This is a genomic window from Rhodococcus opacus (assembly GCF_012396235.1).
In the GTDB taxonomy this organism is placed as follows: domain Bacteria; phylum Actinomycetota; class Actinomycetes; order Mycobacteriales; family Mycobacteriaceae; genus Rhodococcus_F; species Rhodococcus_F opacus.
Genome location: NZ_JAAXPA010000010.1, coordinates 223,970 through 244,532, shown reverse-complemented (window position 1 = coordinate 244,532; position 20,563 = coordinate 223,970). Strand labels below are relative to the sequence as shown.

Below are 20,563 nucleotides of genomic sequence, written 5' to 3'. Positions count from 1 at the left end.
CGCTCTGCGCGTGCTGCTCGTTCACTCGACACCTGTCCGTTGCGATGCGCTCTGTGCTGCCGGGCCGTGCTGTGCTACCGGTTCGCGGGGAATGTCCGCGCCGTTCTGTTCTGCCGTGCCCGGCCCGTTCCGATCTGGTTCATCATCCCCCACTCCCGCGACGTCCGCAGACGGTTCCTCCGCCCCGAGAGCGGTGAGTACCGCTTTCGCCGTGGCCGTTCCGATGCCGGGGACCGCGGTGATCTCCTCGACGGAGGCCTGCTTGAGGCGGGCGACGGATCCGAAATGCGTCACCAGGGCCTTGCGCCGGGTCTCGCCGAGCCCGCGGACCGAGTCGAGCGCGGACGCCGTCATCCGGCGGGACCGCTTGCTGCGGTGGAACGTGATCGCGAAACGGTGCGCCTCGTCGCGCACCCGCTGCAGCAGGTACAGCGACTCGCTCGTGCGCGGGAGGATGACCGGGTCCTCCTCCCCCGGCACCCACACCTCCTCGAGCCGCTTGGCCAGCCCGATCACGGCGACGTCGGTGATGCCCAGTTCGTCGAGCACCGCCGAGGCCGCGGCCACCTGCGGGGCTCCGCCGTCCACGACGAACAGGTTCGGTGGGTACGCGAACCGCCGCGGCCTGCCCGTCTGCGGATCGATCGCCGCCTCCGGGGCGAGGTCGCCGCCGTCCCCGCCCGACACCTGGTCGGCGTCCGCCCCGGCCGCTTCGGCGCGCAGCACCCCGACGTCGCGGTTGTGCCGGAGGAACCGCCGCCGGGTGACCTCCGCGATGCTGGCGACGTCGTCGGAGCGACCGTCACCCGCGGCCTCCTTGATCGCGTAGTGCCGGTAGTCGGACTTGCGGGGCAGGCCGTCCTCGAAGACGACCAGGGAGGCCACCACGTCGGTGCCCTGCACGTGGCTGATGTCGACGCATTCGATGCGCAGGGGCGCCGAATCCAGGTCGAGGGCCTCCTGGATGCCCTGCAGGGCCGCCGACCGCGACGTGAAGTCGCCGGCGCGGCGCAGCTTGTGCTGTTGCAGTGCCTCCATCGCGTTGCGCTGCACGGTCTCGGCGAGAGCCTTTTTGTCGCCGCGCTGCGGCACGCGGAGGCGGACCGCGGATCCGCGGAGACCGCTGAGCCACTCCTGCACCTGCTCGGCGTCGGGCGGCAGCACGGGCACCAGGACCTCCCGCGGCACGCCGCTGGTGCCGGCCTCCTGGTCGGTCGCGCCCGACAGCGCCGCCTGCTCACCGTAGAACTGGGTGAGAAACTGCTCGACGAGCAGCGGCAGGTCCGATCCCGCCTCGGAATCGACGCTGGCCCAGTCGATGACGTCACCCGCCTTCTCGACCACCCAACCGCGCTGACCGCGCACGCGGCCACCGCGGACGTGGAACACCTGCACCGCGGCCTCGAGCTCGTCGGTCGCAAACGCGGCGACGTCGGCGTCGGTGCCGTCCCCGAGCACGACGGCCTGCTTCTCGAGCGCCCGCCGCAACGCGCCCACGTCGTCGCGCAACCGCGCCGCCGTTTCGAAGTCGAGTTCTTCCGACGCCTCCTGCATCCGGGCCTCGAGCTGCCGGACCAGCTTGTCGGTGCGTCCCGACAGGAAGTCGCAGAAGTCCTCGACGATCTTGCGGTGTTCAGCCGCGGACACGCGTCCGACGCACGGCGCGGAACACTTGTCGATGTAGCCGAGCAGGCAGGGCCGGCCGATCTGGTTGTGACGCTTGAACACCCCGGCCGAGCAGGTGCGGGCAGGGAACACCCGCAGCAGCAGGTCGAGGGTTTCGCGGATGGCCCACGCGTGCGAGTAGGGCCCGAAGTAGCGGACACCCTTGCGCCGGGGACCGCGGTAGACGAACAGCCGGGGGTATTCCTCGTTCAGGGTGACCGCGAGAACCGGGTACGTCTTGTCGTCGCGGTAGCGGACGTTGAACCGGGGATCGAATTCCTTGATCCAGTTGTACTCGAGCTGGAGGGCCTCGACCTCGGTGCTCACGACGGTCCACTCGACGCTGCCGGCCGTGGTCACCATCTGGCGGGTGCGCGGGTGCAGCGTCGAGACGTCGGCGAAATAGGAATTCAGCCGTGATCGAAGACTCTTCGCCTTCCCGACATAGATGACCCGGCCGTACGGATCGCGGAACTTGTACACCCCCGGGTCGACCGGAATCGTTCCGGTCGCGGGGCGATATGTCGAAGGATCGGGCACCCCTCCACGTTAGTCGGCGCCACCGACCAACCCCGCATCCGCGACGTCGCGGAGGGGCGACCCCGGGTTCAGGACGGTGCGTACTCCGACGCGAGTGCGCGGAAGCGGTCGACAGCGTCCACGGCGTATTCGCGATCGTTGGACTGGATGGCCATCACGGCCAGGTATTCGTCGTCGGGCAGCTCGATCCGGGCCCACGCCGCGCCGTCCGGGAAGGACAGCCCCTCGTACAGGTCCCAGTCGACGATGCGCTCCCCGAGGACGTTGCGGACGGCGATGCCGCGGGGCCCGACCCGCAACCTGGGCCGGGTCAGCAGCAGGACCGCTGCCGCGAGGAGGCAGCCGATGCCCGCGAACGCCAGCTGGTCGGCGAGCCGGAAGTACACGCCCGTCGAATCGCCGCGCAGCAGGATTGCGAACGTCACATGCACGACGACGAGAAGGATCGCCACACCGATCGCGTACCGACGCGACTTGCGTGGCGTCGCGACGAGTGTCCACTCGGATTCGGGAGTGGTCATGAATGGATCCGGATCATACGAAGGACTCCTCGGCGCGGCGCAGTCGCGCCAACGTGACAGCGGTGTCGAGCGCGGCCGCGCAGGCCTGACCGCCCTTGTCCTCGACGGAGCCGGGCAGGCCACTGCGGTCGACGGCCTGCTGCTCGGTGTCCGTGGTGAGCACACCGTTCCCGACCGGGGTGCTCTCGTCCAGCGAGACCCGGGTCAGACCGGCCGTCACGGCGTCGCAGACGTATTCGAAGTGCGGCGTCCCGCCGCGGATCACGACACCGAGCGCGACGACGGCGTCGTGCGTGCGGGCCAGGGCCTGCGCCACCACCGGAAGCTCGATGGCACCGGCGACCCGGACCAGTGTGACGTTCTTCACGTTCGCCCCGGCCGCCACCCGCTGCGCGCCGGCGATCAGCGCCTCGGAGATCTCGGCGTGCCAGCTGCCGGCGACGATGGCGAGCCGGAGGTCGCCCGCCTCACCGAGTTGCAGCTCCGGCAGTCCCTCACCACTCACAGCATTTCTCCCGCTTCGAAGTCGTCGAGCCCGATCAGGTCGTGGCCCATGCGGTCGCGCTTCGTGCGCAGGTACGTCAGGTTCTCGGCGTTCGCCCGCAACGGCATCGACACCCGCTCGGTGATCTGCAGTCCGTAACCGTCGAGCCCGACCCGCTTGGCCGGGTTGTTGGTCAGCAGCCGCATCGAGGAAATACCCAGATCCACCAGGATCTGCGCGCCGATGCCGTAGTCGCGGGCGTCGGCGGGCAGGCCGAGCTCGAGGTTCGCGTCGACGGTGTCCGAACCCGCATCCTGCAGCTGGTAGGCCTGCAGCTTGTGCATGAGGCCGATGCCCCGGCCCTCGTGTCCGCGCATGTACAGGACCACCCCGCGACCCTCCTGCGCGACCATGTCCAGGGCGGCGTCGAGCTGCGGCCCGCAATCGCAGCGCAGCGAACCGAACACGTCGCCGGTGAGGCATTCGGAGTGCACGCGCACGAGCACGTCGCTGCCGTCGCCGTCCGGGCCGGGCAGGTCGCCGCGAACCAGGGCGACGTGCTCGACGTCGTCGTAGATGCTCCGGTAACCGACGGCCGTGAACTCGCCGTGCCGGGTCGGGATCCGCGCGGACGCGACCCGCTCCACGTGCTTCTCGTGCTTGCGGCGCCACGCGATGAGGTCGGCGATCGAGATCAGCGCGAGGTTGTGGTCGTCGGCGAAGACCCGCAGCTCGTCGGTCTGGGCCATGTGGCCCTCGTCCTTCTGACTGACGATCTCGCAGATCACACCCGCCGGCCGCAGGTCCGCCATCCGGGCCAGGTCGACGGCTGCCTCGGTGTGACCGGGACGGCGCAGCACGCCACCCTCCTTGGCGCGCAGCGGCACGACGTGGCCGGGCCGGGTGAAGTCCTGGGCGCCGCTGGACGGGTCGGCCAGCAACCGCATGGTGGCGGCGCGGTCGGACGCGGAGATGCCGGTGCCGATGCCCTCCCGGGCGTCGACGGTCACGGTGTACGCGGTGCCGTGCTTGTCCTGGTTGGTGGCGTACATCGGGGGCAGGCCGAGGCGGTCGCAGTCGGCGCCGTCGAGCGGCACACAGAGATAGCCGGACGTGTATCGAACCATGAAGGCAACCAACTCGGGGGTGGCTTTCTCCGCGGCGAAGATGAGGTCTCCCTCGTTCTCGCGGTCTTCGTCGTCGACGACGACGACTGCCTTGCCTGCGGCGATGTCCGCAACGGCGCGCTCGATACTGTCGAACCTGGTCACGTGCTCGGTCTCCAAAGTCTTGACTTAGGCATCTTCGAATACAAACGGATGCATCCGTGGATGCTCCTCAACAGTACGACTCAGCGGCCGGCCGCTTGCAGCCGCTCCACATACTTCGCGATCACGTCGACCTCGAGGTTGACGGGCGTCCCGACGGACGCCGCCCCGAGGGTGGTCAGTTGCAGCGTGGTCGGGATGAGCGAGATCTCGAAATATTCCTCGCCGCGTTCGCCGCCGAGCGCCGAGACCGTCAGCGACACACCGTCGACCGTGATCGAGCCCTTCTCCACGACGTACCGGGAGATGGCGTCGGGCAACGCGATGCGGACGACCTCCCAGTTCTCGGACGGGCTGCGGCTGATGATGTGCCCGGTGCCGTCCACGTGGCCCTGGACGAGGTGGCCGCCGAGGCGGCTGTTCAGGGCAGCGGCCCGCTCGAGGTTGACGCGGCTGCCCACGTCGATCTTCTGCAAGCTCGACCGGTTCAGCGTCTCCTGCATGACGTCGGCGGTGAAGGAGCCGTCGGCCAGCACCTCGACGACGGTCAGGCACACCCCGTTCACCGCGATCGAATCACCGTGTGACGCGTCGGAAGTCACGACCGGACCACGCACGGTGAACCGTGCGGCGTCGGCCAGTTCCTCCTTGGCGACGACCTCACCCAACTCTTCGACGATCCCGGTGAACACTGTGGCTTCTCCTACGTTTGGGGGCTGTCAGGGTTTTCGGACACTGCTGGAACCAGACTCAACAACAAATCGGGGCCGATTGTTTCGACCGACTCGTGACGGAACCGCAGCGCGCCGTCGATCGTGTGCACACCCGCCTCCGCGACCGCGGGCGTGCCGGCGCCGAGGACCAGCGGGGCGAGGTACGCCTGGATGCGGTCGACCCGGCCAGCGGCGAGAAACGCGCCCGCCAGCCGGGGCCCGCCCTCGAGCAACACATCGGTGTACTCGGCGAGTGCGGCGAGGACCTCGTCCAGGTCGCGCGTGCGCAGCAGCAGGGTGGGCGCGGAGTCGTCGAGGACCCGCGCGTCCGCCGGGATGTCGCCGAGTCCGACGACGACGCGCACCGGCTGGTGAGCGGCGAGCGATCCGTCGGGCATCCGGGCGGTCAGCCGGGGGTTGTCGGCCAGCACCGTCCCGGTGCCGACCACGATCGCGTCGAGTTTCGCCCGGTCGGCGTGGACGCGTTCCCTGGCCTCGGGTCCGGTGATCCACTGGCTGGTGCCGTCGGCGGCGGCGCTGCGCCCGTCCAGGGTGGCCGCGTACTTCCAGGTGACGTGTGGCCGTCCGGTGCGCTGCCGGTGCAGCCAGGCCCGGAGCGGCCCGCGTTCGACGTCCTGGGCCCGCAGCCCGGACGTGACCTCGACCCCCGCCGAGACGAGGGTTTCCGCGCCGCCCGCGGCCTCGGGGTTCGGATCGCCCACCGCATAGTGCACCGCGATCACACCGGCATCGAGGAGCGCTTGCGAACACGGCCCGGTCCGGCCGTGGTGGTTGCACGGTTCCAGCGTGACGACGGCGGTGCCGCCGCGGGCGGCGTCACCCGCCTCCCGCAGTGCGACGACCTCCGCGTGCGGACCGCCGGGAGGCTGCGTCATCCCGACACCGGCGATGCGCCCCGCGGAGTCGAGGACCACCGCGCCGACCGCCGGATTGGGGCTGGTGAATCCGCGCGCCGACTCCGCGGCACCGATGGCGATCTGCATCGCGGCGTCGAGATCCGCAGCCGAATTCTCGTGCCGCACGTGAGAGTTCACGATGTGCCGGAGCGCCGTTACCGCGACAGACTCAGGTGCGGTGACGCCTTGGCCGCGCTGGCGCGCAGGGCACGCACGGCCTCCGCGGGATCGCTCGTGCCGTAGACGGCGGACCCGGCGACGAAGCAGTCGACGCCCGCCTCGGCAGCGGCCTCGACGGTGTCGGCGTTGATGCCGCCGTCGATCTCCACGACCAGCCTCAGCTCACCCGAGTCGACGAGCCTGCGGACGGCCTTCGCCTTCGACAGCACCTCGGGGATGAACGACTGACCGCCGAAGCCGGGCTCGACGCTCATGACGAGAAGCGTGTCGAAGTCCTTCAGGATCTCGAGGTACGGCTCGATCGGCGTGCCGGGCTTGACGCTGAGACCGGCCTTGGCGCCGGCGGCGCGGATGTCCCGGGCCACGGACCGCGGGTCGTCGGTCGCCTCCGCGTGGAACGTGACGTTGTGCGCGCCCGCCTCCGCGTAGGGCGGCGCCCAGCGGCCGGGGTCGTCGATCATGAGATGGCAGTCGAGCGGGATGTCCGTCGCCGCGAGCAGGCTCTGCACGACAGGCAGGCCGAGCGTCAGGTTGGGCACGAAATGTGCGTCCATCACGTCGACGTGCAGCCAGTCGGCACCGGCGACCGCGTCCGCCTCCTCGGCGAGACGCGCGAAATCGGCAGACAGAATGGACGGTGCGATCATCGGGGTTGCCACGCGCCGCAGTTTAGTCGTACGCGTGCCGGGGCCGGATCCCGCGGTCCATACTGAGCTCATGCCGACCTGGACGGACGTCGTGGCGATCGGTGCGTCCCTGCCGGAGGTGCAGGAGAGCACGTCGTACCGCACTCCGGCGCTGAAGGTGGCGGGCACGTTGCTCGCCCGGTTGCGGGCCGAGTCGGACGGGGGCCTGGTGGTGATGTGCGACCTCGACGAGAAGGCGGCGCTACTGGCCCAGGGCGCGCCGTTCTACACCACTCCGCACTACGACGGTCACGGTTCGATCCTCGTCGACCTCGAGAGTGTCGACGTCGCGCAGCTGACCGAGCTGCTGCAGGACGCCTGGCGGATCAAGGCACCGGCGAAGCTGCGCAAGCGGTTCGACCAGACCTGACGAGAAAGGCGAGGGCCCGGGCGGCGCCCGCACACCGGCCCGGACCCTCATCGGATCGGCGTCAGACGCCGAGCTTGAGGCCCGCCCCCGCATCGACGCGGAGCTGCTGACCGGTGACGAACCGGGACTCGTCGGACGAGAGGAACACCACCGCGTGCGAGATGTCCTCGGGCTCGACCCACGGGGTTGGCATCGCCTGCATGAACGGGAACGTGACTTTCGCGTCCTCGGCGGTCGGGTTCTCGAGGTCGGGGCGGAACGTGCGGAACATCGGAGGGCTCTGCAGCATGTCCGTGTTGCAGTTGGTGGGGTGGATCGCGTTGACGCGGATGGACTTCGGGCCCAGGGTGAGCGCGAGCGAGTTGGTGTACGTCCACAGCATCTTCTTCGCGAGCCCGTAGCCGTCACCGCCCGGCCCCTGCAGGGCCTGTTGACCGTTCAGGCCCGTCTGCGGGACCAGCCCGGCCACCGATCCCGTCGCGATGATCGACGCACCGGCGTCCAGGTGCGGAAGGGCCGAGTGAATCGTGTTGATCACTCCGACGAAGTCGACGTCGAACGCATCGACGAATCCCTCGACGGGCACGTCGTTCCCGAGGGGCGCGATCCCCGCATTGGCGACCACGACGTCCAGCCGTCCCAGCGTCGCGACCGCGGCGTCGAGTTCGCGTTGCAGTGCCGCGCGGTCACGCACGTCCACCTTGGCGGTGACGACCCGGCGCCCCGCCTTCTCGACGAGCCGTCCCGTCTCCTCGAGGTCGGCCTCGGTCGCCAGCGGGTACTCGTTCGATGCGATGTCCTCGCAGAGGTCGAAGGCGATGATGTCGGCGCCCTCGTCGGCGAGATGCACTGCATGACTACGACCCTGACCCCGCGCCGCTCCCGTGATCAGAACGACCTTCCCCGCTACCCGATTCATCTGAAGTCCTCCACTCGCTTCGTGACGTACGTCTCTGTCGCGAGAAGAATTAGAACACGTTTCACGCAAAAGTGAAACAGGTTCTACCGAAAGTCGGGCAGATGTCCAGGTAGCGGGGAGCGGCCGCCCTACGGCTTGCGCAACGCGGCCATGAACATCGCGTCCGTGCCGTGCCGGTGCGGCCAGAGCTGGACGCCCGGACCGTCACCCAGCTCCGGCACACCGGGTACGAGTTCACGCGTGTCCAGCGCCGTGAGCCCGTAGCGGCGCACCGCGTCCGCGACCACGGCCACCGTCTCGGACAGATGTGGTGAACACGTCGCGTAGAGGATCACGCCACCCGGACGAACCAGCCGAGCGGCCGACGCCAGGAGTTCCCGCTGCAGCTTCGCCAGACCCGCCACATCCGACGGCTGGCGGCGCCACCGGGCCTCCGGACGTCGGCGCAGCGCACCCAGTCCGGTGCACGGCGCGTCGACCAGGATCCGGTCGTACCCGCCCTCCAACCCGGGATCCCGCCCGTCGGCGACGTGCACGTCGACCGGCAGTTCCTTCGTCGTCTTGCGGATCAGGTCCGCACGGTGCGCCACCGGCTCCACGGCGTCGAGGCGTCCGCCCTCGATTCCGGCGAGGGCGCCGAGCAGGGCAGCCTTGCCGCCCGGGCCCGCGCAGAGGTCGAGCCACCGGCCCGCGTCCGGGCCGTCCAGCGGTGCCAGCGACAGCGCCCGGGCGACGAGCTGACTGCCCTCGTCCTGTACTCCGGCGAGCCCCTCGCGGACGGCGTCGAGCAGCCCCGGGTCGCCGCCGTCCAGATAGACCGCGTACGGCGAGTACCGCCCCACCTCGCCGCCGGTGGCGAGCGCGAGTTCCTCCGCCGAGATCTCCCCGGGGCGGGCGACGAGATGCACCGCCGGCCGGGCGTCGTCGGCCATGAGGACATCCTCGAGTTCCCCGGCGTCGGCACCGAGCGCGTCGGCGAACACCTGGGCGATCCACGCGGGATGCGCGTGCGCGAACGCCAGCCGCCCCACCGGATCGGCCGGGGCGAGGCGCTCCACCCATTCCGTCTCGGACCGCTCCGACACCCGGCGTAGCACGGCGTTGACGAAGCCCGCCTTCCCCGGACCGGCCTCCGCGCGCACGAGATCGACGGAGGTGGCGACGGCGGCGTGCGGGGCGACGCGGGTACGGAGTAGCTGGTAGGCGCCCAGCTGGAGGACGTCGAGGAGCGGTCCGTCGATCTCGGCGATCGGCCTGCCGGCGCAGTCGGCGATCACGGCGTCGAGGAGCCCACGGGCGCGGGCGGCGCCGTACGCCAGTTCCGTGGCGAGGGCGGCGTCACGTCCGTCCAGGCGCCGCTCACGCAGCAGTCCGGGTAGCACCAGGTTGGCGTAGGCGTCGCGCTCCCGGACGGCACGCAGCACGTCCCTCGCGGCCAGCCTCGGCTGATCGAGACCGGACTGCGATGCGTCGGGGCGGCGCGCCTGGCGGGGACGGTTGTTGCGGGCCCCCGAGCCGGACTGGCCGCGACGTGCGGGCCTTCTCGATTCGCTCACTGTGCCCGTACCTCCGCGTCGAGTCGTGCGCCTCGCGCCCAGTCCAGGGCGGCCATCTGTTTCTTGCCCTGCGGCTGGATGCGGTCGAGCCGCACCGCCACCGTGGACGTGCCGATCAGGAATCCGGACCTGGTCACGGAGATCTCCCCCGGCTCCAGTCGCTCCTCCGTCGGAGTGACGGGGCCGACCTTGACGCGCAGATCGCCGATCGTGGTCCAGGCGCCGGGCGCGGGGGTCACCGACCGGACGTGCCGGTCCACCACGGCAGCTGTTCTGTCCCAACGGATCCGGGCCGCCTCGACGGTCACCTTGGGCGCGTGCGACACCCCGTCGGCCGACTGCGGGACCGCGCTGATCGCGCCGTCCTCGATCCCGTCGAGAACCGACTCCAGGAGGACCGCACCGCTGTCGGCGAGGCGCCCCAGGAGATCCCCGGCGGTGTCGGTGTCGCGGATCCCCTCGGTGACCACCCCGTAGACCGGCCCGGTGTCCATCCCCGCCTCGAGCCGGAACGCGCTCGCACCGGTCATGTCGTCACCCGCACCGATCGCGGCCTGCACCGGAGCGGCCCCGCGCCACGCCGGCAACAGCGAGAAGTGCAGGTTCACCCAGCCGTGCGCCGGGATGTCGAGGACCTTCTGCGGCAGCAGCGCCCCGTAGGCGACGACGGGCGCGCAGTCGGGGGCGAGGTCGGCGAGACGTGCGAGGAATTCCGGTTCCGAGGGCCGCTCGGGAGTCAGCACCTCGATGCCGTTCGAGTCGGCGAGTTCACCGATCGGTGAACGGACCACCTTCCGTCCGCGGCCTGCGACTGCGTCCGGGCGGGTGATCACCGCCACGACGTCGTGGCGCGGCGAACGGATCAAGCGTTCGAGCGAGGGAACGGCGGGCTCGGGGGTTCCGGCGAAGACTATGCGCACGTCGGCGACCCACACAACGGACGGTGGACCGCTGCGCGGGCCGAAACGATACTCACGAAGAAAGCTCCCCTTTGATCGACGATGTGCCGACCAGTCTAGGGAGTCGGACCCAGGCCGTAACACTCGGCGAACTGTCGTCGCCGCCCTGCAGGGCGTGAGCGATTCCGACGCCGAACACCTCGCGGCCGCATTCGACATCAAGACCGTGAAGAACCTCGGCACCAACAAGTACTTCCTCTGGGCGCAGGCCGTCGCGACACTGGCGGAGTAACACACACAGAAGCGGGGAGCCGTGCAGCGCACGGCTCCCCGCTTCGTTGTGGGTCTATCTGTTGCTGTCGAGAATTACCTGCGGAATACCCGCGCCGACCGGGACGAACTCGCAGCGAGCCAGCAGAGTCGCGTCCGGGTCGAGTGCCGCACGGACGAGGTCGAGCGCGAACGGATCGTAGGGCGCCTGGAAATGTCCGGTGCCGTCCTGGGGGCATCGATCCTGAATCAGGATGTTGTCGGCCCCGGCGCCGCGGAGCGCCATGTTCGTGTACGGCTGGATCATTTCGTCGTACCGGGACCCGATGGTCGTGTACGCGACGCCGGGCACGGTGTCACCGCCCGCGTTGAGGGCGTTCATGAACGGCGAGCCCTGCATCTGCTGGCTGACGGCCACCGACGTCACCGTGCGGGCGAAGTCAGGTCCGCCGGGAAGTGCCTGCACGATCGGAACGAGGCCGTACATCACTCCCCCGTAGCTGGGCGACGCCAGTCCGACCCAGTCGTCGACGAACGGGGCGCCGCCGAGCTTGTTGACGTAGTACCGCGTGACGTTGGCACCCTGCGAGTATCCGACGGTGTCGACCTTGTCGGCGCCGGTCGCGTCGCGGACCCGGTCGACGAACCGGCCGAACTCCTCCGCGCTCGCGACGATGTCCTCGGTGCCGTAGGAATCGGCACCCGGCGCTCCGCCGTAGTTGAGCGCGAACACGCAGTAGCCGTCCGCGGCGAGCATGGGCGACAGGGCGGCCCAGTCCGCGTAGGCGCTTGCGTCGGTGCCGTGCGCGAGCACCACCGGCTCCGGGTGGTCCGGGGAGGGTGTGCAGGAGAAGTCGTTCGATCCCGCGGGTGCGCTGTCCGGGTGCTCGTGCGCATACGCGGCGGCGGCACTACGGCCGTTCTGAGGAAGCCCGGCCGTGGTGGGCACGACGGGCTGGGGCGGTGAGGCGTCGTCCGCGTGGGCGGTGGACACTGCGCCGGACATCAGCAGGACGACACCCGTGACGACCGCACCGGCACCCCGAAACCTCATGATCTCTCCCGACTTCGCCGTGACATTTCTGTGAACCTTCCCAGAATGTGCACGCGCTGTCGCGTCGAGTCGGCGGGCCCGCGGTGAGCCGTGGCGCCCTAGGAGTCGGTGTCATCCTTACCGGCTTCGCTCTGATCGTCTTCGGCGAGAAGGCGATACATCGCGCGCCGCGCGTCGGTGAGGATCTCGCCGGCACGCCGGACCTGGTCGTCGTCACCGACCGCGGCGACCTGACCCGCGGCACCCATCAGCAACCCGATCAGACCCCGCAGGTCCTCGGCGGGCTGGCCGACACTCTCCCGCACGTCGTCCCACGGGGTGCCGAGTTCGGTCTTGTTCGCTTCGACGAAGGCCTTGCCCTCGTCCGTCAGGCGTGCGGTCTTGCGGCCCGCCACCTTTTCGATGAGCACCAGACCCTCGTCCTCGAGCTGTGACAGCGCGGGGTAGATCGAACCGGGACTGGGCTTCCACACCCCGTCGCTGCGTTCGACGATCTGCTGAATCAGCTCGTAGCCGTGCATCGGCTCCTCGGTGAGCAGCAGCAGGATCGCGGAGCGGACATCGCCGCGCCGTCCCCTGCCACCCCGTCCGCGTCCGCGCCCGAAGTGCATTCCCGGACCGAAGCCGGGATCGCCCTCGGGGCCGAAGCGGCCTCGCCGGTGTCCGTGACGGTGGGGCCCCTCGGGCCGTCCCGTCCGTTCGCGTGTGAATCGGTCCCGTCGGGGACCCCTGTGTTCGAAATGGAAGTCTTCCATCATCAGCCTCCTTCTGTATCGCTGATGCATCAACGATATATCGTCAATTAGAACTCGACAAGGCCCCTTCTGTGACGGTCGTCAAGTCGGCCCCGTACCCGAAGGGCGCTGTGGCCGGAGGTGTTCGCGCTCAGCCGGCGGCCGCTCCGAACCACCTGGGCAGTTGGCCGACCAGATCCTGCTGGTCTCCCCCGACCCATGCCACGTAGCCGTCCGGCCGCAGCAGCACCGCGGGCACGTCCAGTTCCTCGCTGACGTCGACGACGTGGTCGACCCGGTCTGCCCAGCCCGCCACCGAAAGCCGGCCGGTCTGGTCGAGCAGCAATCCGCGGCCACCATGCATCAGCTCGTAGAGGCGTCCCCGCTTCAGCCCGATGTCGCGCAGCCGTCGGCCGAGCAGTTCGTGCCCCTCACCGAAGTCGTAGCGGACACCGATCGCGGTGACTTTCTCGGTCAGGTACCGGTTCACCTCCTCGACGTCCATCAGTTCCGACAGCAGCCGGCGCACCGCCTGGGGACCCGGCTCGGTGGACAGCAGCTCGGACTGCACGCGGGTGTTGTTCAGCACGTCGGCGGCTATCGGGTGCCGTTCGGTGTGGTAGCTGTCCAGCAGCCCCTCCGGTGCCCAGCCGTTGATCTCGGCGGCCAGTTTCCAGCCCAGATTGAACGCGTCCTGGACGCCGAGGTTGAGGCCCTGCCCGCCCAGCGGTGGGTGGACGTGCGCCGCGTCGCCGGCCAGCAACACCCGGCCGACCCGGTAGCGCTCGGCCAGCCGGGTGGCGTCGCCGAAGCGGGACAGCCACCGCGGTGAGTGCACGCCGAAGTCAGTGCCGGCGAACACCCGCAGCTGTTGCTTGAACTCCTCGAGGGTCGGCGGGACCGACCGGTCCTCGGCCACCCCCTCGGCGGGCACGACGACGCGGTACACCCCGTCCCCGGAGGGCCCGGCGCCGAACCCCTTGTGGGTTTTGCGGACCTCGGCCACCACGGCGGCCAGCGTCTCCGGTGGCGCGGCCACCTCCATCTCGCCCAGGAGCGACTCGACCCGGGTCGGCTCGCCGGGGAAGCCGACGCCCAGCAGCTTGCGCACCGTGCTGCGGCCGCCGTCGCAACCGACGAGGTAGCGCGCGCGCAGCTGTGTGCCGTCGGTCGGCAGGGCGGTAACCCCGTCCTCGTTCTGGCTCAGCCCGACCAGTTCGCAGCCACGCCGGATCTCGACGCCGAGTTCGGTGGCGTGCTCGATCAGCAGGCGCTCGGTGACGGGCTGCGGGATGCCGAGGATGTACGGATGTGCGGTGTCCAGCCGGTCGGGCCGCGGCTTGCTGATACCGGCGAAGAAGCCGCCGACGGGGTACTGCTTGCCGAGCGCGAGGAATCGCACCAGCAGACCGCGCTGGTCCATCACCTCGACGCTGCGCACGTGCAGGCCCAGCGACCGGACATGCCTGGTCGGCTCGGCCTCCTTCTCCAGCACGAGCACCTGCACGCCGTGCAGCCGCAACTCGCAGGCCAGCATCAGGCCGGTCGGTCCGCCGCCGGCAACGATCACGTCAATCACGAAGACCCCCACATACGCCGCGAACTGATTTCCGCAGGTTCTGGCTTCGGTGGGAGATTCTGCGGCACGACCGGGGTCTTGCCGCAAGGCCCCCGGTGCGTTATATGGTGAAAGTGGCAGGGAGTGGATTACCTCCTTGCCATTCCTTTTGTGTCCCCCCGGGGGGCGGAACTAGCCGATCCGAATGGGGTCGATCTGGACCCGGGCAGGCTGCGAGTCCTTACGCGCGCTGCGCACCGACTGCGCCTCTCCCAGCGCTTTGGCCAGCGGCTTTCCCTCGCCACGGGGCACCCGGATCAGCATCCGCTCCACGTCCGCCGGCTCCGGCGCATCGCCGGTGAACGGCAGCCGCTCCCCCGCCGGCAACTCGACCGGGCCCAGCAATTCCGCATTCGCCGGCAGATCGGCGAGCTCCAGGAGGTCGGCGATCGCCTTCGCGCTGCCGTCGATCGCCGCGAGGTGGATGGCGGGCGGAAATCCGACCTCCGCCCGCTCCTCGTACTGCGCACGGGCGTGACCGACCGGATCCCAGCGAACCAACGCCTGCACGGTCGGAATCCCCGAATCGGCGACCACGACCACCTGACCGCCCTCGGCGAACGGGCGTACGAGTGACGACGCCGTCATCCACCGCCGCAGCGTCTCCTCGGCGGCGCGCAGGTCGGGACGGCCCAGCAGCGCCCAGCCGTCGAGCAGCAACGCCGCGCCGTAGCCGCCCGGCATCACCGGTTCGGCCCCGACCGTCGACACCACGAGGGTGGGTCCCTCCTTCACCTCGTCGACGACGTCCGTGCCCCCCGACATCCGGACGGCGACCCCGGGAAACGCGCGTCCCAGTTCCTCGGCGGTCCGTCCGGCACCGACCACGACGGCCCGCAGCGCCTTCGCTCCGCACGCGTGGCAGCGGTGTGCAGCGTCGGCGACGCCACACCACCGGCACGCGGGGGTCCCCGCCCCGTCCGGGCCGGCCGCGGACGGCAGCGCGAGAGGTCCGTTGCATCGTCGGCATCGCGCGGGCGCCCGGCACTTGCCGCACGCGAGGCTGGGCACGTAGCCGCGCCGGGGCACCTGGACCAGCACTCCGCGGCCGGCGCCGAGCGCCTCCCGGGCAGCCGCGAACGCGATCGCGGGCAGCCGGGCGGCGCGTGCGCCGGGATCGCGGGCCAGGGCGTGGTCGCTGTCCGCGAGTGCGGTGATCTTCGGGGCGGCCGCCCGCACCGAGTCCCGGGAGGCCACGAGGTCGTGCGCCCACCCCGAGTCGACCAGCGCCTGCGCCTCCGCGGTGCGCGCGTGTCCGGCCAGTACCACCGCGCAGCCACTGGCGTACGCGCGGAGCAGCGCCACCTCGCGGGCGTGCGGATACGGTGCGCGCGGCTCGGAATGGTTGTCGTCCCCGTCGTCCCAGACCACGATCAGCCCGGTGCGCGGCGTCGGCGCGAACACCGAACTCCGGGTCCCGACGACGACCTTTGCCGTTCCGCGCAGCGCCGCCAGCCAGCGCCGGTAGCGCAGGGCCGGACCGAGACCGGCGGCGAGTCCGACGACCGCGTCCTTGCCCAGCAGCTTCTCCACCGCCGCGACCACGCGGTCGAGATCGCGCTGATCGGGCACGACGACGACGGTGCTCGCCCCGGTGGCGGCCACGAGCCCCGACAGTTCCGCGAGACGCGCCGGCCAGTCCTCGCCGGGGAGTGCCTGCCAGACCGCGCGCGGGGCACGCTCCGCCGACAGTGCGGTCAGGAAAGCGCCGCCGTGGACGTACCGGTCCCACGCGCCGGTCTCGATCGCGATGTCCGGCACCTCGGAGGGTTCGGACGCGGCCTCGGACTCCGCGCGGGCGTGTCTCGGCGGGATCGCGAGTCGCAGGACGTCCGCGCGGGTCCCCGCGTATCGGCCGGCGACGAGGTCGACCACCCGGGTGATCTCCTCGGTCAGGACCCGCTCGGGCGAGATCACCCGTTCGAGCCAGCCGAAACGGCCCTGGTGGTCGCTGGTCGCGTTCCGGGAGACGACGAACCCGTCGACGAGACGTCCGGCGAACCGGATGCGCACCCGGACCCCGGGCTGCGCCTGCTCGTCGAGGTCCTTCGGAACGAGATAGTCGAATTCGCGGTCGAGGTGGGCAAGCGGAAGCAGCGGCAGCACCCGGGCAACCGGATCTACTTCTGCCGCAACCTTTTCCGCGCTCACTCCGCGGCCCCTACCGCAGCGGCGCCCGCCGCGCCGTGACTACCGATCAGAGGCCTGCGGCTGCCCGCAGCTTCTCCGCCCGGTCGATGCTCTCCCACGGGAGGTCGATGTCGGTGCGACCGAAGTGACCGTAGGCAGCGGTCTGCGCGTAGATCGGACGCAGCAGGTCGAGATCGCGGATTATGGCGCCGGGTCGCAGGTCGAACGTTTCGGTGATCGCCTGCTGGATCCGCGCCGGATCCGTCTTCTCGGTACCGAACGTCTCGACGAACAGACCCACCGGCGCCGCCTTGCCGATCGCGTACGCCACCTGGACCTCGATCCGGTCCGCGAGGCCTGCCGCCACCGCGTTCTTGGCCACCCAGCGCATGGCGTAGGCCGCCGACCGGTCGACCTTCGAGGGGTCCTTGCCGGAGAACGCGCCGCCGCCGTGGCGGGCCATGCCGCCGTAGGTGTCGACGATGATCTTGCGACCGGTCAGGCCGGCGTCACCCATCGGGCCGCCGAGCACGAACTTGCCCGTCGGGTTGACGAGCAGGCGGATGTCCGAGACGTCGAGTTCGGGCATGTCGATTTCGGCGAGAACCGATCCGAGAACCTTTTCCCGCAGATCCGGGGTCAGCAGGTTGTCGAGGTCGATGTCCGCGGCGTGCTGCGTCGAGATGACCACGGTGTCGAGGCGAACAGCCTTGTCGCCGTCGTATTCGATGGTGACCTGGGTCTTGCCGTCCGGGCGCAGGTACGGCAGGACACCGGACTTGCGGACCTCGGTGAGACGACGCGACAGGCGATGCGCCAGCGCGATCGGCAGCGGCATCAGTTCCGGGGTGTCGGTGGTGGCGAACCCGAACATCAGTCCCTGGTCGCCTGCGCCCTGACGGTCGATTTCGTCGTCGCTCAGTTCGCCGGTGCGGACCTCGTGCGAGTGGTCGACGCCCTGGGCGATCTCCGGGGACTGTGCGCCGATCGCGACGTTGACGCCGCAGGAGTTGCCGTCGAAGCCCTTGGCCGAGGAGTCGTACCCGATCTCGAGCACGGTGTCGCGCACGATCTTGGGGATGTCGGCGTAGGCGGTGGTCGTGACCTCGCCGGCGACGTGGACCTGTCCGGTGGTCACGAGTGTCTCGACGGCGACGCGGGCGCGCGGGTCGTCGGTGAGGAGCGCGTCGAGGATGGAGTCGCTGATCGCATCACAAATCTTGTCCGGGTGCCCCTCGGTCACAGACTCACTGGTGAATAGCCGACTACCGGACTGGCTCACAGAATTCCCTCTCGACAGTTGTCCTGAACAGCACTTGAAAACAGCTTAGCTGCGTAATACCGCGAACGACCCTAGCGCCACCCCGGCGGGAGTGACACCTTTCGAATCACCGAAACTCTGCCGGATTTTCCGTCAGAGCGTCCGGAACAGCTGGTCGACGGCGTCGAGCACCCGGCTCGCCATCAACGCCTTCGATCCGTGCTCGAGCGCGGACTCGGAACCGTCGGCTCCGAGCAGCCACCCGTCGTTGTGGTCGACCTCGAACGCCTTGCCCTCGCCGACCGCGTTGACGACGAGGAGGTCGCAGCCCTTACGCGCGAGCTTGGCCCGCGCGTACGTGAGGACGTCGCCGTCGGCGTCGCCCGTCTCGGCCGCGAATCCGACGATCACGGTCTTCGACGGGATCTCGCCGTCCCGCCGGGACTGCACCAGGCCGGCGAGGATGTCCTCGTTCTTGGTGAGTGCGATCGAGTCGGGCTCGCCCGCACCCTTCTTGATCTTGCTCGCCACCGTCGTCGACGGCCGGAAATCGGCCACTGCCGCGGCCATGATCACGGCGTCGAATCCGGGCGCGTGCTTGGCGACCGCCACCCGCATGTCTTCCGCCGTGCGGACGTGCACCACGTCGACGGCGGCCGGGTCGGCGAGGCCGGCGGTGTAGCCGGAGACGAGGGTGACCTCGGCCCCGCGCTGCACGGCGAGCCGGGCGATCGCGTAGCCCTGCTTGCCCGAACTGCGGTTACCGAGGAACCGCACCGGGTCGAGCGGTTCACGGGTGCCGCCCGCGGACACGAGGACCCGCCGGCCCTCGAGATCACGGGGCAGCGCGTCGGAACGCTCGACCAGCAACGACGCCAACCCGACGATCTCATCGGGTTCCGGCAGCCGGCCTGCGCCGGTGTCCTTGCCCGTGAGGCGGCCGGATGCGGGTTCGATGACGGTCACGCCGCGTGCGCGGAGCGTGGCGACGTTCGCGACGGTGGCCGGGTGCTCCCACATCTCCGTGTGCATCGCGGGAGCGAACACCACGGGACATCGCGCGGTGAGCAGCGTCGCGGTGAGGAGGTCGTCGGCGCGTCCCGCCACAGCGCGCGCCATGAGGTCGGCGGTGGCGGGCGCGATGACGACGAGATCCGCTTCCTGCCCGAGACGAACATGCGGAACCTGCGGAACGTCGGTGAACACACCCGTGTGCACGGGGTTGCCCGACAGCGCCTCGAACGTCGCCTTGCCGACGAACTCGAGCGCGGACTCCGTCGGGATGACCCGCACATGATGCCCGGCCTCCGTGAAGGCCCGAATGACGGCACAGCTCTTGTACGCGGCGATGCCGCCGCCGACACCGACCACGATCCGCTTGCGCGCTGCCCCCGCGGGAACCGGTTCCGGTGAATCCGTCACGTGCCCGGAGACCGGGCCCGCTGCCTGTTCAGGCACGGCAGATCCTCCGCTCACTCGCCTTCGGTGTGCTCGAGAAGATCGGCGTGGATCTCACGCAGCGCGATGGACAGCGGCTTCTCCTGAAGGCCCGGCTCCACGAGGGGGCCGACGTACTCGAGGATGCCGTCACCGAGCTGGTTGTAGTAATCGTTGATCTGACGCGCCCGCTTGGCCGCGTAGATCACCAGCGCGTACTTCGACGACGTGCGAGCGAGAAGCTCGTCGATCGGAGGATTGGTGATGCCGAGCGGGGTGTCGTAAGCCGGCAGGGCGCCGTGGCTGGGTGTTGCGGACGCTACTGCGGGGGTGCTGCTCACTCGGTATCTCCTGAAATAGTTCTGGCTAGTTGATGTGAGATCTAGTGGGTCGACTCGGACTGTTCCGGTCGTCCAACCAACAAGGATACCAACTCGTCGCACGATCGGCTGACATCCTCGTTCACGATGACCGCGTCGAACTCGTCCTGCGCCTCCAGCTCGACTCTCGCGGTCGCGAGACGCCGCTCCACGACGTCGGCGGATTCGGTGCCCCGGCCGGTCAATCTCTCGACCAGCACGTCCCAGCTCGGGGGCGCCATGAAGACGAGCAGCGCCTCCGGCATCGCGGCGCGGACGGCCCGCGCACCGGCGAGGTCGACCTCGACGAGCACCGGTTTGCCCTGTTCGATCGCCCGGCGGACCGGTGCGGCCGGGGTTCCCGACAGCTGGAGTCCGCCGTGGATCTCGGCCCATTCGAGCAGCTCACCGGATTCGATCATCCGCTGGAACTCGTCGCGAGAGGTGAACCGGTAGTCCTTGCCGTCCACCTCGCCCGGGCGTGGGTCGCGCGTCGTCGCGGACACGCTGAAGACGAGCTCCGGCATCCGTTCACGCAGGAGTCGCACCACGCTGGACTTACCGACGGCCGAGGGGCCGGCCAGTACTACCAGCCGACCCCTCCGCACTGCGGTCTTACTCTCTGACACTTGTGCGTCAGCTACCACTGTCGTGCTCAGGCCTCGAAGTCGAACCTGGCGAGCAGGGCCTTCCGCTGCCGATCGCCGAGGCCACGGAGGCGACGGGTCGGAGCGATCTCCAGCTCGGTCATGATCTCCTGCGCCTTGACCTTGCCCACCTTGGGCAGCGCCTCGAGCAGTGCCGACACCTTCATCTTGCCCAGGATCTCGTCGTCCTCGGCGTCCTTGAGAACCTGCTTGAGGTCGGTGCCACCACGCTTCAGGCGCTCCTTGAGCTCAGCCCTGGCCTTGCGGGCAGCAGCTGCCTTCTCCAAAGCAGCAGCGCGCTGCTCATCAGTCAACTGGGGAAGGGCCACGGTTCC

General features: G+C 69.9%; 21 protein-coding genes. 2 read left to right on the top strand and 19 right to left on the bottom strand.

The genetic code is table 11. The features are described from left to right. Nucleotides 1-21 precede the first annotated feature (21 nt). The 7 genes from uvrC to rpe all read right to left on the bottom strand — a co-directional run bounded on the left by uvrC (nucleotide 22) and on the right by rpe (nucleotide 6,947). Nucleotides 22-2,205: an excinuclease ABC subunit UvrC gene (uvrC, locus tag HGB39_RS16355; protein ID WP_005568407.1), complete on the bottom strand. Its 2,184-nt coding sequence runs from the start codon at nucleotides 2,203-2,205 to the stop codon at nucleotides 22-24. 68 nt (nucleotides 2,206-2,273) lie between these two features. After that, a complete protein-coding gene (locus HGB39_RS16350) occupies nucleotides 2,274-2,726 on the bottom strand; it encodes a PH domain-containing protein (RefSeq protein WP_005241776.1) in 453 nt (150 codons plus the stop codon). 13 nt (nucleotides 2,727-2,739) lie between these two features. Next, nucleotides 2,740-3,231 carry a 6,7-dimethyl-8-ribityllumazine synthase gene (gene ribH, locus HGB39_RS16345; RefSeq protein ID WP_005568405.1) on the bottom strand — a complete coding sequence of 164 codons (492 nt, stop codon included), beginning with the start codon at nucleotides 3,229-3,231 and terminating at the stop codon, nucleotides 2,740-2,742. Next, nucleotides 3,228-4,481: a bifunctional 3,4-dihydroxy-2-butanone-4-phosphate synthase/GTP cyclohydrolase II gene (locus HGB39_RS16340; RefSeq protein WP_009480441.1), complete on the bottom strand. Its 1,254-nt coding sequence runs from the start codon at nucleotides 4,479-4,481 to the stop codon at nucleotides 3,228-3,230. Before HGB39_RS16340 ends, ribH begins: the two co-directional genes overlap by 4 nt. Before the next feature lie 80 nt (nucleotides 4,482-4,561). Beyond that, nucleotides 4,562-5,170: a riboflavin synthase gene (locus HGB39_RS16335; protein ID WP_005241761.1), complete on the bottom strand. Its 609-nt coding sequence runs from the start codon at nucleotides 5,168-5,170 to the stop codon at nucleotides 4,562-4,564. Nucleotides 5,171-5,181: 11 nt separating this feature from the next. After that, complete coding sequence (ribD, locus tag HGB39_RS16330) at nucleotides 5,182-6,234, bottom strand: bifunctional diaminohydroxyphosphoribosylaminopyrimidine deaminase/5-amino-6-(5-phosphoribosylamino)uracil reductase RibD (protein ID WP_005568399.1); 1,053 nt, start codon at nucleotides 6,232-6,234, stop codon at nucleotides 5,182-5,184. 29 nt (nucleotides 6,235-6,263) lie between these two features. Beyond that, nucleotides 6,264-6,947 (bottom strand): ribulose-phosphate 3-epimerase, encoded by a 684-nt coding sequence (gene rpe / locus HGB39_RS16325; protein ID WP_005241758.1) that lies wholly within the window; start codon nucleotides 6,945-6,947, stop codon nucleotides 6,264-6,266. Between the two features lie 58 nt (nucleotides 6,948-7,005). Here rpe and HGB39_RS16320 point away from each other — a divergent pair, with 58 nt between their 5' ends. After that, the gene (locus HGB39_RS16320) at nucleotides 7,006-7,344 is read left to right on the top strand and encodes an MmcQ/YjbR family DNA-binding protein (RefSeq protein ID WP_005262286.1); all 339 of its coding nucleotides are present in this window, start codon (nucleotides 7,006-7,008) and stop codon (nucleotides 7,342-7,344) included. Nucleotides 7,345-7,405: 61 nt separating this feature from the next. On the opposite strand, the gene HGB39_RS16315 is transcribed toward HGB39_RS16320, so the two are convergent. The 3 genes from HGB39_RS16315 to fmt all read right to left on the bottom strand — a co-directional run bounded on the left by HGB39_RS16315 (nucleotide 7,406) and on the right by fmt (nucleotide 10,739). Beyond that, complete coding sequence (locus HGB39_RS16315) at nucleotides 7,406-8,263, bottom strand: mycofactocin-coupled SDR family oxidoreductase (protein ID WP_005262287.1); 858 nt, start codon at nucleotides 8,261-8,263, stop codon at nucleotides 7,406-7,408. A 128-nt stretch (nucleotides 8,264-8,391) separates the two neighbouring features. Further along, entirely contained in the window at nucleotides 8,392-9,819 is a 1,428-nt protein-coding gene (locus tag HGB39_RS16310; RefSeq protein WP_064080199.1) for an RsmB/NOP family class I SAM-dependent RNA methyltransferase, read from the bottom strand. Next, the gene (gene fmt, locus HGB39_RS16305) at nucleotides 9,816-10,739 is read right to left on the bottom strand and encodes a methionyl-tRNA formyltransferase (RefSeq protein ID WP_054248885.1); all 924 of its coding nucleotides are present in this window, start codon (nucleotides 10,737-10,739) and stop codon (nucleotides 9,816-9,818) included. The genes HGB39_RS16310 and fmt overlap by 4 nt, the downstream gene beginning before the upstream one ends. Before the next feature lie 31 nt (nucleotides 10,740-10,770). Here fmt and HGB39_RS40220 point away from each other — a divergent pair, with 31 nt between their 5' ends. Next, nucleotides 10,771-11,010 carry a hypothetical protein gene (locus tag HGB39_RS40220; protein WP_373418945.1) on the top strand — a complete coding sequence of 80 codons (240 nt, stop codon included), beginning with the start codon at nucleotides 10,771-10,773 and terminating at the stop codon, nucleotides 11,008-11,010. A gap of 54 nt (nucleotides 11,011-11,064) precedes the next feature. On the opposite strand, the gene HGB39_RS16300 is transcribed toward HGB39_RS40220, so the two are convergent. The 9 genes from HGB39_RS16300 to mihF form a co-directional block, all read right to left on the bottom strand. Next, nucleotides 11,065-12,042 carry an esterase/lipase family protein gene (locus tag HGB39_RS16300; RefSeq protein ID WP_054248881.1) on the bottom strand — a complete coding sequence of 326 codons (978 nt, stop codon included), beginning with the start codon at nucleotides 12,040-12,042 and terminating at the stop codon, nucleotides 11,065-11,067. 98 nt (nucleotides 12,043-12,140) lie between these two features. Next, complete coding sequence (locus HGB39_RS16295) at nucleotides 12,141-12,797, bottom strand: PadR family transcriptional regulator (RefSeq protein ID WP_054248884.1); 657 nt, start codon at nucleotides 12,795-12,797, stop codon at nucleotides 12,141-12,143. Nucleotides 12,798-12,927: 130 nt separating this feature from the next. Beyond that, nucleotides 12,928-14,355: a rifampin monooxygenase gene (rox, locus tag HGB39_RS16290; protein ID WP_054248883.1), complete on the bottom strand. Its 1,428-nt coding sequence runs from the start codon at nucleotides 14,353-14,355 to the stop codon at nucleotides 12,928-12,930. Between the two features lie 171 nt (nucleotides 14,356-14,526). Then, a complete protein-coding gene (locus tag HGB39_RS16285) occupies nucleotides 14,527-16,545 on the bottom strand; it encodes a primosomal protein N' (protein WP_081276510.1) in 2,019 nt (672 codons plus the stop codon). 46 nt (nucleotides 16,546-16,591) lie between these two features. Next, entirely contained in the window at nucleotides 16,592-17,806 is a 1,215-nt protein-coding gene (gene metK, locus HGB39_RS16280) for a methionine adenosyltransferase (RefSeq protein ID WP_005241739.1), read from the bottom strand. 132 nt (nucleotides 17,807-17,938) lie between these two features. Next, complete coding sequence (gene coaBC, locus HGB39_RS16275) at nucleotides 17,939-19,243, bottom strand: bifunctional phosphopantothenoylcysteine decarboxylase/phosphopantothenate--cysteine ligase CoaBC (protein WP_064080201.1); 1,305 nt, start codon at nucleotides 19,241-19,243, stop codon at nucleotides 17,939-17,941. A 14-nt stretch (nucleotides 19,244-19,257) separates the two neighbouring features. After that, on the bottom strand, nucleotides 19,258-19,563 hold the full coding sequence (rpoZ, locus tag HGB39_RS16270) for a DNA-directed RNA polymerase subunit omega (protein WP_005569129.1): 306 nt from the start codon (nucleotides 19,561-19,563) through the stop codon (nucleotides 19,258-19,260). Between the two features lie 41 nt (nucleotides 19,564-19,604). Then, nucleotides 19,605-20,228, bottom strand: a complete 624-nt coding sequence (gene gmk, locus HGB39_RS16265) for a guanylate kinase (protein WP_043790960.1) — start codon at nucleotides 20,226-20,228, stop codon at nucleotides 19,605-19,607. Between the two features lie 8 nt (nucleotides 20,229-20,236). Then, nucleotides 20,237-20,557 carry an integration host factor, actinobacterial type gene (mihF, locus tag HGB39_RS16260; protein WP_005262298.1) on the bottom strand — a complete coding sequence of 107 codons (321 nt, stop codon included), beginning with the start codon at nucleotides 20,555-20,557 and terminating at the stop codon, nucleotides 20,237-20,239. Between the last annotated feature and the right edge of the window lie 6 nt (nucleotides 20,558-20,563).